The 11,908-nt window shown below is 67.7% G+C and carries 11 protein-coding genes; 2 read left to right on the top strand and 9 right to left on the bottom strand.

From position 1 onward, the window contains the following. Positions 1-4: 4 nt before the first annotated feature. The 7 genes from NN4_RS02920 to NN4_RS02890 all read right to left on the bottom strand — a co-directional run bounded on the left by NN4_RS02920 (position 5) and on the right by NN4_RS02890 (position 6,072). Complete coding sequence (locus tag NN4_RS02920) at positions 5-1,039, bottom strand: lipase family protein (RefSeq protein ID WP_186818233.1); 1,035 nt, start codon at positions 1,037-1,039, stop codon at positions 5-7. A gap of 213 nt (positions 1,040-1,252) precedes the next feature. After that, entirely contained in the window at positions 1,253-1,438 is a 186-nt protein-coding gene (locus NN4_RS02915; protein ID WP_147128374.1) for a ferredoxin, read from the bottom strand. Between the two features lie 26 nt (positions 1,439-1,464). Then, the gene (locus NN4_RS02910) at positions 1,465-2,685 is read right to left on the bottom strand and encodes a cytochrome P450 (RefSeq protein WP_147128373.1); all 1,221 of its coding nucleotides are present in this window, start codon (positions 2,683-2,685) and stop codon (positions 1,465-1,467) included. A gap of 89 nt (positions 2,686-2,774) precedes the next feature. After that, positions 2,775-3,257 carry a flavin reductase family protein gene (locus NN4_RS02905; protein WP_147128372.1) on the bottom strand — a complete coding sequence of 161 codons (483 nt, stop codon included), beginning with the start codon at positions 3,255-3,257 and terminating at the stop codon, positions 2,775-2,777. 12 nt (positions 3,258-3,269) lie between these two features. Next, positions 3,270-3,530, bottom strand: a complete 261-nt coding sequence (locus tag NN4_RS02900) for an acyl carrier protein (protein WP_222594955.1) — start codon at positions 3,528-3,530, stop codon at positions 3,270-3,272. Continuing rightward, entirely contained in the window at positions 3,515-4,807 is a 1,293-nt protein-coding gene (locus tag NN4_RS02895; RefSeq protein WP_147128371.1) for a ketosynthase chain-length factor, read from the bottom strand. The genes NN4_RS02900 and NN4_RS02895 overlap by 16 nt, the downstream gene beginning before the upstream one ends. Next, entirely contained in the window at positions 4,804-6,072 is a 1,269-nt protein-coding gene (locus NN4_RS02890; RefSeq protein ID WP_147128370.1) for a beta-ketoacyl-[acyl-carrier-protein] synthase family protein, read from the bottom strand. Before NN4_RS02890 ends, NN4_RS02895 begins: the two co-directional genes overlap by 4 nt. 394 nt (positions 6,073-6,466) lie before the next feature. Between NN4_RS02890 and NN4_RS02885 the strand changes: the two genes are divergently transcribed. Further along, complete coding sequence (locus NN4_RS02885; protein WP_186818232.1) at positions 6,467-7,714, top strand: helix-turn-helix transcriptional regulator; 1,248 nt, start codon at positions 6,467-6,469, stop codon at positions 7,712-7,714. On the opposite strand, the gene NN4_RS02880 is transcribed toward NN4_RS02885, so the two are convergent. Beyond that, positions 7,709-8,134, bottom strand: a complete 426-nt coding sequence (locus NN4_RS02880) for a nuclear transport factor 2 family protein (RefSeq protein WP_147128368.1) — start codon at positions 8,132-8,134, stop codon at positions 7,709-7,711. The two genes, NN4_RS02885 and NN4_RS02880, sit on opposite strands and share 6 nt — an antisense overlap. Before the next feature lie 231 nt (positions 8,135-8,365). On the opposite strand from NN4_RS02880, the gene NN4_RS02875 reads away from it, so the two are divergent. Then, positions 8,366-9,910, top strand: a complete 1,545-nt coding sequence (locus NN4_RS02875) for an FAD-binding oxidoreductase (protein ID WP_222594954.1) — start codon at positions 8,366-8,368, stop codon at positions 9,908-9,910. A 22-nt stretch (positions 9,911-9,932) separates the two neighbouring features. On the opposite strand, the gene NN4_RS02870 is transcribed toward NN4_RS02875, so the two are convergent. Continuing rightward, complete coding sequence (locus NN4_RS02870; protein ID WP_222594953.1) at positions 9,933-11,825, bottom strand: flavin-containing monooxygenase; 1,893 nt, start codon at positions 11,823-11,825, stop codon at positions 9,933-9,935. Positions 11,826-11,908 lie beyond the last annotated feature (83 nt).

Below are 11,908 nucleotides of genomic sequence, written 5' to 3'. Positions count from 1 at the left end.
GTCGCTACCGTCCGGCCGGGAGTATCCGCTGCAAGAATTCCACCCCGGCGTCGAATCCGGGGCCCATGATCCCCTCATGATCGGTGTCGAAGGTGCGGTACTCGTATTCCGTTCCGGCCAGGGCGAATTCGTTCGCCAAGGCCTGGGTCAGCAGTGGCGGCACCGCGACATCACGAGTGCCGTGCCCGAGGAAGATCGGCTGCCGGTATCCGTCGGCCGGTATCGCGACGTAGTCGGCGATCGCGCGGCGAGCGGGCTCCTCGAACAGCGGACGCGCCAGCAGCTCGCCGAGTCCGTGCCCACCGATGATCGTCGGCCACCGGTCCTGGCATGCGGTTCTCAGTTCGCTCAGCACCTGGGCACCGGCGGGTGTCAGGTAGGGGGTCAGATCGAAAGTCGGGTCGGTGGCCCACATTCCGGCCAGGAAGGCGATGAGCAGCACCGACGCGCCCGCTATCGAGTTGTCCAGCAGCGGCGAACGCGGAATGTGCGGTCCGGCAAGCGGAAAGAGGTACTCGAGCTGAGATCCGGGCGCCAATGCCGCGGCGCCGCGGAAGTCGAGTTCGGGCGCGTACGTCGAGGCCAGGCGGGCGGTGGCCAGCGCCGCGTGACCACCCTGCGACACTCCGAACACCGCCCAGCTCTTCCCGACGGAGTCGGTGAATTCTCTTGCGGCACGGACGATATCGATGGTGGCGGTGGCCTCGGTGCGCGCGTGCAGATACGGGTGCACCTGCTCGGCGACCGGGCTCAACCCCAGGTAGTCGGTGGAGACAACCGCGTAGCCAAGGGAATTGAGCCTGCGGAAGTACGGCACATCCACCGGCATGGTGGCCGAGGCCGAGGCGCCACAGGCCGGGCCGAGCCCGCCCGCCCCGTGATCGAAGGAGATCATCGGCCAGCCACCTGCGGGCGCGGGCCCCGACGGCACCATCAGCAGGCCACGAGCGAGCGCCGGACGACCATCGGAGCCTTCGGTGCGATACGTGACGATGTACCCATCGCCCCAATCGGCCGGAAAACGTTGCGTCGCAACCAAATCCCCTGACTCGCCGTGCGCCACGGGTCCAGCGACAGACAGCCCACACGACGCGATTCCGACAGCGAGCAGCCACCGAATCACCGTGCGGATCATCGAGCCCCCGCCCTAACCGAACACCCGCAATATTTGAAAATCATACTTTTCAATATTGCCAGCGGATGCCGCGCTCGCAAGCCCCCAGACCGAGGGTCAGCACATCCGCCGGAGGGACTACTCCGTCAACGCTAGAGCACCGGATGGGCAGAGGTCGACCGCCTCGCGGACCGCGGGGTCGTCGGCGGCGGGGTCGAGCACTTCGACGAGGCCGTCGTCGTCACCTTGGTCGAAGACGGCGGGGGCGGTGAGTGCGCACAGGCCTGCGCCGACGCAGACGGTTCGGTCGGCGGTTATCCGCATGGGGTCTCCTTTCGGGCCTGCATCGGTCACCAGGTGACCGGAAGTTCGTTGACGCCTTGGATTGTCGAGCCGGGTCGCAGGGTCAGTTGTTCCATGGGCACGGCCAGGCGCAACGTCGGAACGCGTTCGAACAGCGCCGCGAGGGCTATCTCGAGTTCCAGCCGGGCCAGGTTCTGGCCCAGGCACTGGTGTACCCCGTAGCCGAACGAGAGGTGGTGGCGGGCCGAGCGGCGCACGTCGAAGGTGTCCGGCTCGGCGAAGACCGCGCCGTCGCGGTTGGCGATGGCGTTGCTGACGAGCACGCCGTCGCCCGCCTTGATCAGGTGGCCGTCGATCTCGATGTCGGCCGTCGCGAATCGACCGCCGCCCACGTCGGCGATGGCCAGGTAGCGCAGCAGTTCCTCGACCGCACCCGGAACGAGGCTGGGGTCGGCGCGCAAGGCGGCGTACTGATCGGGGTGGGCCAGCAGGGTTATCACCGACAGCGCGATCATCGATGCCGTCGTCTCGTGGCCCGCGACGAGCAGCAACATCGCGGTCGCGACCAGCTCGCCCCGATCGGTACCGCCGTGCGCCAGTTGATCGGCGGCCAGCGCGGACAGCAGCCCGGGACCCGGTTGGTTCTGCAACCTGGTGATCAGCCCGTCGAGGTAGGCCTCGACTTCCGCCCGCGCACCGATCGCCTCCGCCGCGGTGGCCCCCTGCACGATCCGCCTGCTCGCGTCCTGGAACAGTTCGTGGTCCGCGTACGGCACCCCGAGCAGTCGGCAGATCACCAGCGACGGCACCGGCAGCGCGAACCGGCCGACCAGATCGGCGGGCGGTCCCGCGGCGAGCAGGTCATCGAGGCAGCCGTGCACGATGCGTTCGATGTCCGCGCGCATCCCCTTGATCCGCTTCACGGTGAACTCGCTGATCAGCATCCGCCGCTTGACGGTGTGTTCGGGCGGGTCGAGGGCGATGAACACCCGCGGGCCGTTCCGGAACATCCGGAAGCGGGGCGACACCGCGGGAAAGTTCGGATGCGACCGATCCGAGGACAGCCGCGGGTCGGCGAGCAGCACCCGGGCGGTCTCGTGCTTGGTCACCACCCAGGCCGGGCGACCGTCGAAGAGGGTCACCCGGCGCAGCGAGTCGTCGCCGTCCCGGAGCCGGGAATACTGCTCGGGTAGCTGATAGGGACAGGTCCGGTCGCTCGGATAGGCCGGAGCTTGATCGGTGCGGGGCGGCGCAACAGTGTCGGACATCGTTCCCCTCGAGCTCGTAAGATGCTCTTGCGTACTCTCTTTGAGAGTAGAACGATCTACCGGGCAACGCAGCTGAACGACCGCCCGTGCTACACCAAGTCCGCGAACCTGCGGTCGCAGTAGACGGCAGGCGGTAGCTCGCTCGGCGCGCAAAGCTGTTCCACCGCACCGACCATGATCAGGTGATCACCGGCCGGTCGCCGATCGTGGACCGTGCACTCCAGCGCCGCGACGCAGTCGGCGACCACCAGCCCGCCGCGCGCGGTCGGCACGAAACCGCCCGCACCGAACTTGTCGCCGTTCTTGCTCGCGAACCGGCTCGCGAGGGCACCCTGGCCGGTGGCCAGGATGCTCACCGCGAACCGGTCGGCGTGCGCGAAGACGGGGTAGCAGTTCGCTTTCCGCGCCAGGCAGACGAGCACGAGCGGTGGCTGTGCGGAGACCGAACAGAACGAGCTGGCCGTGAAGCCGACCGGCCGGGGCCCGTCGGTCGTGGTGACGATCGTGACGCCACTCGGATAGCGCGCCATCACATCGCGGAAGAGCACGGCCGTATCGGCGGTGGCAGGCATGAAGACTGCCGCCTACGCCGCGTCCGAGGCGGCCTCGTTGACGAGTGCGATGAACTCACCCGGCGTGCGCAGGTCGATGAGCCGATCGTCGGGCACGCCGACCCCGAACTCCCGCTCGATCCGGGCCGCGGACTCCATCAGCGCCAGCGATTCGTAGCCGAGCTCTTCGAAGAGGGTGTCCGCGAATTCGGTGTCGGACACGGGCCGGTCCGGTTCGCCCGCGCTGGCGATCAGGATGCGTCGCAGGTCGTCGATGGTCATGATCTTGCGCATGATGTCTCCTCTGATTGTGCATGGTGTTCGGACACGGCGGGACGGGCGGGCCAGCCGCTCGCCTGCCGTACGACCACGGCCGAGTTGAATCCCCACAGGCCGCGGGCGAGTACCAGGGCGGTCGAGACCCGAGCCGGTCGCGGCACCTGCCGCACCAGATCGAGCTGGTAGTCGTCGGGCACGTCGTGCGTGCCCGTCGTATGCGGGAGCACGCCGTCCCGGATGGCGAGCAGCGCCGCGGCGACATCGAGCGGCCCACCGCCCGAATACAGCCGTCCGGTCAGCGTTTTCGGCGCCGTCACCGGCACTCCCCGTGGGCCGAAGATGTTGCCGATGGCCGTTGCCTCGGCCCGGTCGGCATCCGGAAGAGCTACCGCGTCGGCGAAAACGACGTCCACCTCGGCGGGCGTGATACCCGCGTCGGCGAGCGCCAGTTCGGCCGCGCGTTGCAGGCCGGGCGGCCGCGGCGAACCGGGCGGCGGATCGAAAGTCGAGGCGTACCCGGCGATCTCGCCGTACGCGTGGTTCGCGCCACGGGCCCTGGCCGCATCGGGATCCTCCAGCATCAGGATCGCTCCGCCCTCCCCCGGCACGAAACCCTGTGCCGCGCAATCGAATGGCAGGTACGCACGTGCTGGATCGGTCGCGTCGCTGAGCCGCCCGCCTGCGATCTGGGAAACCCAGCCCCACGGATCGAGCGCCGAGTCGACGCCGCCGGTCACCACGCACGGCGTCCCGCGCCGGATGGTCCGCCGTGCGTGCCCGATGGCGTCGAGCCCGCCGGCCTGCTCCGCGACCAAGGCGCTGCTCGCGCCGCGCATACCGTTGCGGATCGAGATCTGCCCGGTATTGACCGCGTAGAACCACGCGAACGACTCGTACACGCTCACCGTCTGCGGGCCCTGCGACCACAGCTTCTGGAACTCACGGTGGGTGAATTCGAAACCGCCGCAAGCGTTCGCGGTGACCACGCCCATGTCGTAGTCGACCAGCTCGCCGGGTTTCAGCTCGGCGTCCGCGAGCGCCCAGTCGGCCGCGACGAGCGCCAGCCGGGTCGAGACGTCGGTTTGCGGCAGCAACCGGTCGGGCAGGTGATCCGCGGCGTCGAAGCCGGTGATCTCGCCCGCCAGTCGCACCGGATAGCGCGTAACGTCGAACCGGGTCAGCCGATCGATCCCGCTGATGCCGCGCAATGTCGCGTCCCAGAACTGTTCGAGCCCAAGGCCGTTCGGCGCGACCACGCCGATGCCCGTCACCACGGGGTTGCCGACGCTCATCGAGTCGTTCCTTCCGGGCGGCGCAGCACCATCGCGCTCTGGAATCCGCCGAACCCGCTGCCCACCGTGAGCACGGTCCGCACGTCGAGTTCGCGCGCGACGCGCGGCACGTAGTCGAGGTCGCATTCGGGATCGGCCTCGTGCAGGTTCGCCGTGGGCGGCACCACCCCGTACTCGAGCGCGAGCGCGGACGCGGCGATCTCCACCGAACCGATCGCACCCAGCGAATGCCCGACCATCGACTTGATCGAGCTGACCGGGGTCCGGTAAGCGTGCTCGCCCAGCGCGCGTTTCACGGCCGCCGTCTCGTGCCGGTCGTTCTGTTTGGTGCCGGAGCCGTGCGCGTTGATGTAATCGATGGCGGTGCCGTCGATTTGCGCCTCGTCCAAGGCGGCGCGGATGGCCTCGGCCATCTCACGACCATCGGTCTTCAGGCCGGTCATGTGGTAGGCGTTGCACCGGCTGGCGTACCCGCTGATCTCGGCATAGATATGCGCGCCGCGTCGCCGGGCGTGCTCGTAACGCTCCAGCACGAACATCGCCGCCCCCTCCGCCAGCACGAAACCGTTGCGGGAGCGGTCGAATGGCCGCGACGCGTGCTCGGGATCGTCGTTGTTGGTCGTCGTCGCCTTGATCGCGTCGAAGCACGCCACGACGATCGGCGTGATCGGGGTGTCCGTGGCGCCGGCGAGCATCACGTCGGCGCTGCCCTCGCGGATCAACTGGCAAGCATGACCCACCGAGTCCAGCCCGGAGGTGCATCCGTTGGAGACCAACGACACCGGCCCCTCCGCCCCGACCGTCCAGGCCACCTCCGCGGGCATGACGCTGGGCGCCAGGTAGTCGAACATGTGCGGGGACAGCCACTCGTAGTCGACCAGCCAGTTCCGGCCGGAGTCGGACAGCACGAGATACTCGCGCTCCAGGCTGGTCGCCGCGGCCACCGCGCTGCCGAGGGTGACGCCGACCCGTTGCGGGTCGATCGACTCGAAGTTCAGCCCACTGGCCGCCACCGCGTCACGCGCACACACCGTCGCGAACTGGGTGGCCCGGTCCATCCGGCGGATCTCCCGCTGGCTCAAGCCTTCCCACACCGGGTCGAAATCCGCCTCGGCGGCGACCTGGGAGCGGTAGGGCGACGGGTCGAAGAACGAAATTCGCCGGGTCGCCGTGCGACCTTCGGTCAGCAGGTTCCAGAATTCCTTGATGCCGTTGCCGCCAGGGGCACGGACCCCTATTCCGGTAATCACCACGCGGGGGGTCATCGCACGGAACCAACGGGCTCGGTGATCATGGTCATCTTGCTCAACACGACCTCTCTCCAGGGTTGATGTCTGGAGTAATGCTGAGCGGCCCGGCTCGAGTCTCGGTCGAGCACAGCTAGGGCCTGTCGCAAAGTCCGGCCGGATGCATCCGGGGGCTGGATCGTCGCCTGGCAAGGCGGAGGAGTTGCCGATACCGGGTTTGTATCGGCGACGACGACAACGCGGCCAGGCGGCGATCCAGCCCCCGGAGGCATCCGGCCGGACTTTGCGACAGGCCCTGGGTCGCGGCTCGGTGATACCGGCGACACCCGTGGCCGAGCGACGTATTCTCGGGCATATGGAAGGCGGGGCTTGGGGAAATTCGGCAAGGGCCTTGGCATCGGCGAACGAATTGATGCGTTCGCCACTGAGCGGAATTCTGGCCACCCTGTCGAAGATTCTCCTGGAGCTGATCGACCATCGCGCGCTGATCATGCTCACCGGCGACTGCCCGAAATCGCCGCTGTGGGCGACGGGCGACGCCGAGCTCACCGAGTGCGTCAGCACGACCGAAATGTCGGCGCTGGCACGGGAAGTCGATGTCGGCACGCCGAGGTTCGGGCGCGCGGTGCTGGCCGGCGCGCCGCGCGACGTGCTCGCCTTCGCGGCGTCCCCGCCCAACTCCGCGGGCGCGTTGCTCGCGGTCGTCACCGACGGCGACGCCGAGCCGCCTGCGGCGACGGCCGAGACTGTGCAGCAGCTGTGGGACCTGACCACGGCACGCATTCGCGACTTGATCCAGACCGTCGCCCCCGTCGAATCCTCTGGGCTACTCGCCGGCGGCGATCGGGTCCGCGCGATCGCCGACCTCGCCGACGAGCACGCCGCCACCCTGTCCACACTGCTGGCGGCGCTGCGGGCCCGGGATCTCGACGACGCGACGGCGCGCCGGACGGCCGTCGACATCGCGGTCTCCGCGATCATCAGGCACCGCTCTGTCGACGACGTCGACCGGGTCGCCGACATCCTCGGCGAGGAGCGAGCCGACCGCGCGTACACCCGGCTGTCGGACATGCTCGGCATGCTCTCGCACTACGGCGCCGTCACCCTCGAATATTCGGCCTTCGACGGCGGTCAGCGCCACATTCCCTCGCACGTCACCGAGATCGCGCGGACGGTCGCGCGCGGCTGTGTCCTGTCGATGCTCGCGCAGGACGGGATCAGCCGAATCCGGGTGTGCTGGGACCTGGCCGACACCGAATTGCTGATGACGATCCGCGACGACGGGCCGGGCACGCTCACTGTCGAGTCGTTCACCCCGCATCGGGTCACCGATCGAGTGGCCGTGCTCGGTGGGTCGCTCGTGCTCGACGCGGTGCCCGGCTGGGGCGCCACCGTCACCATCCGGCTGCCGCTGCTGGTTCGCGAGATACCGCGCTCCGACCTGCGCAGCACGCTGAATCCGCGCGAAGTCGACGTGCTGCGCCACCTCGTGCTCGGGCACCGCAATCGCGCGATCGCCGACGACCTGCACATCAGCGAGCACACGGTGAAATTCCACGTGGCGCGGATCCTGAAGAAGCTCAACGCGGGTTCGCGCGGTGAGGCCGCGGCCATCGCCCGGTCGCTGGGCTTTCCGACCGCGGCGTTGCCTAGATCATGACGGCCAGTCCGACAACATCTCCGCGACGCTGGAGCCCTCCGGCACCCCCTGATGCACGTCCCATTTCTCGGCCAGCAAACCGTCCTCGATGCGCCAGATGTCGACCACGATCGCGACGGGGCCGTCCGGTTCGAGCTGCACCAGGCCGTGCGTCCATACGTGGTCGTCCTCGGCCACCATCCGCCGAATCGTCAAGGTGAACTCCGGAAACGGATCACCGACCTCCTTGCGGAAGGTATCCACGGTGCGCTGCCGCCCCACTCCCACGCCCGGATGATGGTTGACGAAATCCGGTCTGAGCAGTTCGGCGGCGCGGTCGAAGTTCTTCTCGTTGTAGAACAGCCGGATGAAATCGCTGACCAGCGTCTTCTGCGGCGCCAACGCGTCTTCCCCCACCACGGTCGTGCTGTTCGATTGCATGGCCCTCCCTTGCCGACGTTCGAACCTGTTCGCCCTCTCATCCTCACACTTACGCGCGGCCGGCAGAACTAGCCGGTCGAGTAGCCGAACCCGTACCTTCGAGCGATTGTCCGCCCGCCCGGCCCGGCGATAACCTCACCGCAAGGGGATGGATTTCTTTTCTGTGCCTTGGCGTCCGCGACCGATCGGCCGGGCGCCGGATGTTTTATGCGAGCATTACGGGAGGGTGCTGTGCAGGAAATCACGTCGACTGCAACGGAATTCGGGCCGGTGGTCATCACGCCCGACAGTAAACGTTATCCACAAATGGTCGTCGGCTGGAACAGGCGATTCGTCGCCGCACCGGAATCGGTCTGGCTGGTCGGTAACACCGAGCAGGTCGTGCGGGCCGTACAGGAGGCGGTCGACTCCGGCAAACGAATATCCATTCGCGGCGGCGGCCATTCGTATGGTGATCTCGTTTACCACGCCGAGGCCGAGATCATTCTCGACATGTCGCAGATGAACGCCATTTATTACGACCGGGACCGCTGCGCTTTCGCGATCGAGAGTGGCGCGCTGCTCATGGAAATCTATGAAACGCTGTTTCGCGGTTGGGGTGTCACGCTGCCGGGCGGCGTATGTCCGTCGACCGGTATCGCCGGTCACGCGACCGGCGGCGGCCACGGGCTGCTGTCCCGCTTGCACGGCAATGTCAGTGATCTGATCGAGGCGGTCGAGATCGTCGTGGTCGACGCCGACGGCTGCGCCAGGGCGGTGGTCGCCTGCCGCGACGACACCGGCGCGCTGAACGATCTCTGGTGGGCGTGTTCGGGGGGCGGCGGTGGCAGCTTCGGCGTGATCACCCGGTTCTGGTTCCGGTCGCGCGAGGCCTTCGGTGACGATCCGGAGATGCAACTGCCCCAACCGCCGACGGAAGTTCTCATCCACACGCAATTCATCCCGTGGGCGGTACTGGACGAGGAGAAGTTCGCGAATCTGCTCCGCAACCACGGGCAATGGCATGTGGACAACAAGCATCCGGACTCCCCCGGCCGGGAGGTGGCGGGCATGATCTTCGTCGGGCATGTGTCCGGCGGCGGCATCGGGATGCTCACCCAGGTCGACGCGACTGTGCCCGGCGCGGAGAAGCTGCTCGACGACTACCTCGCCGCCGTCACCGCGGGCACCGGCATCACCGGCCCGTTCCCCCGCCGCAGGCTGGGGTGGTGGGCCTCCACCGAGACGGTCGATACGAGCAATCCGACGGTGATGACCAACGCGACATTGCGCAGCACGGTCAAAGCGGCCTACTTCAAGGAGAACTTCACCGACGAGCAGATCGCGGCGATCTACCGGAACATGACCCGCTCCGACTACCAGGCCCCGCCACCCGGCGCGGCGGTGCTGCAGCTCGGCGCGATCGCCGGCGGCAAGGTCAACTCGTTCAGTCCGACGGAAACGCTGGTGTTCCAACGCAATTCGGCCTTCTTCGCCTGGTTCCAGGGCTATTGGACCGAGGCCGCCGAGGACGACATGCACATCAACTGGGTCCGGGACATCTACGGTCAGACGTTCGCGTCGACGGGCGGATATCCGGTGCCCGGTGATCGGTACGAAGGCTGCCAGATCAACTCGCCGGATCCGGATATCTTCGATGACCGGTACAACCAGTCCGGCGTCGCCTGGCCGGCCTTCATGTTCGGTGCCAACTACGACCGGTTGCAGCGAGCCAAGTGCACGTGGGACCCCAATGACGTGTTCCGGCATTCTTTTTCGATCCGCTTGCCCGACTAGGCCGTGTTCCGGCGGGTTGCGATCAGCAGAGATCGTAGTCCGCCGGATTCACCCGCTTGGTGCGCGACCAGTACTCGCGGGCGGTGAACGGCCAGTTCACCGCCGAGCGGCCGTTCTCGTTGTACCAGCCGCCCACCGTCGTCCGCTGCCAGGCGCGATTGCGGTTCCCGTTGTCGACCCGGGCGTTGTAGGCGTCGTGCACGTCCTTGCGGACCGTCAGCGCGCGTTTGCCGTTCGCCAGCAGCAGGCGGATCGCGTCGAGGATGTAGGTCGTGCCGCATTCGGAGAAGTAGACGATGCTGCCGCCCTGGCCGACCAGATTGGTGTTCGGCCCGTACAGGCAGAACAGATTCGGGAATTGCGGCACGGTGATGCCGAGATAGGCCCGCGACTGGCCGTTCCACATCTCGTGCAGGTCGACGCCGCTCTGGCCGGTGACCCGCATCGGCAGCAGGAACTCCGAGGCGCGGAAACCGGTGGCGTAGATGATGACATCGGCGTCGAACTCGGTTCCGTTCGCGATTACTCCGGCGGGGGTGATCCGCTCGATCGGGTCGCAGACGAGCCGCACATCGGGTCGCTTCAGTGTCGCCAACCATCGACCGTTGTCGCGCAGCACTCTTTTGGCGCCGACCGGGTACCTCGGGATCACCTTGTCCACGAGTTCCGGCGCATCGGCGAGCTGGGCCTGCATCGCTTGCCACAACGACGCACGCAACTCTTCGTTCCGCGCGGACACCGCATGCTCACTCGGCGGATAATCCTCGTCGACGATCCAGCCCTCCAGAATCCCGCGCAGCCCCGGGGCGAACAGCCAGAAGCGATACCACTGCAAGTAATACGGCACCTGCGCGAAGAGCCACTGCGCGCCTTCGGACATCGTGTCGTGATAGTGCGGGGTCGGCCGCAGCCACGGCGGATTGCGCTGGAACACTGTGATTTCCGCGGGCGTGCCGGCGAGTGCGGGCACGAGCTGATAGGCGCTCGCCCCGGTGCCGATCACCGCGACCCGCGCACCGGTGAGGTCCACCGAATGATCCCAGGTCGCCGAGTGGAAAGCGGGTCCGGCGAATTCGTCGCGGCCCGGGATGTCCGGCAGTCGCGGGCGGTTCAGCTGGCCGACGGCGCTGATCACCGCGTTGTGCCGGACAGTTTCGTTGCCGTCGGGATCGCGCGTGGTCAGCTGCCAGACCATTTCCCGGTCGTCCCAGGCCATTTCGCGAACGTCGGTGGCGAACCGGATGTGCTCGGTGAGGCCGTGCTCGTTGGCGAAGTCGCGCAGGTAGTTCAGCACCACGTCTCGCGTGCAGAAGTGCTCGGGCCAATCAGGCTTGGGCGCAAAGGAATAGTTGTACAGGTGGCTGGCCACATCGGTGCGGCAGCCGGGGTAGGAGTTCTCGAACCAGGTGCCGCCGACCTCGGGATTCTTCTCGTAGATCACGAAGTCGACGCCGGTCTGGGCGAGCCGGTACGCGGCGAGCAATCCGCTGAAACCCGCGCCGACGATCGCCACGCTGAACGGGCTCGCTGCGGCGCCCGCGGTCCAGCGCGGCGCCTTCGGATCGTGCTCGGGTAGCGCGATCTCCTCGGTGAGCAGTCCGATGAGGTCCGAGGTGTCCGAACCCATGGCCCAGGTGGTGATCGCCCGCAGCAGGGCCCGGTCCGGCGGTGCCGCGGGCAGTCCCTCGTCGCGCAGCCGCCGTAATGCCGCGAAGGCCACCTCTCGTGCCTGCGCCTGCTGGGCGTCGGTCAGGCCACCCTGCGGCGCGAACAGCCAGCCCGGTGCGCGCAGGTCGTCGCGCAGCACGGACAGGTCGCCGGTGAGGTGGGCAACGGTCATCAGCATCGCTGGAAGTTCCGCATGGTCGAGAAACGCACGCAACTCGTCGTCGGCCGCGGTGATCGCCGGATTCATGACGCTCAGCATCGCTGTGCCCGCTCGGATTCCGGTCGAATCCGGCTGGTGCCCGGTGCCCCAGCGGGCATCGAGCGGATCTC

The organism is Nocardia ninae NBRC 108245 (assembly GCF_007990755.1).
In the GTDB taxonomy this organism is placed as follows: Bacteria; Actinomycetota; Actinomycetes; order Mycobacteriales; family Mycobacteriaceae; genus Nocardia; species Nocardia ninae.
The sequence above is the reverse complement of the archived record's forward strand: the minus strand, read 5'-3'. Positions and strand labels throughout refer to the sequence as shown.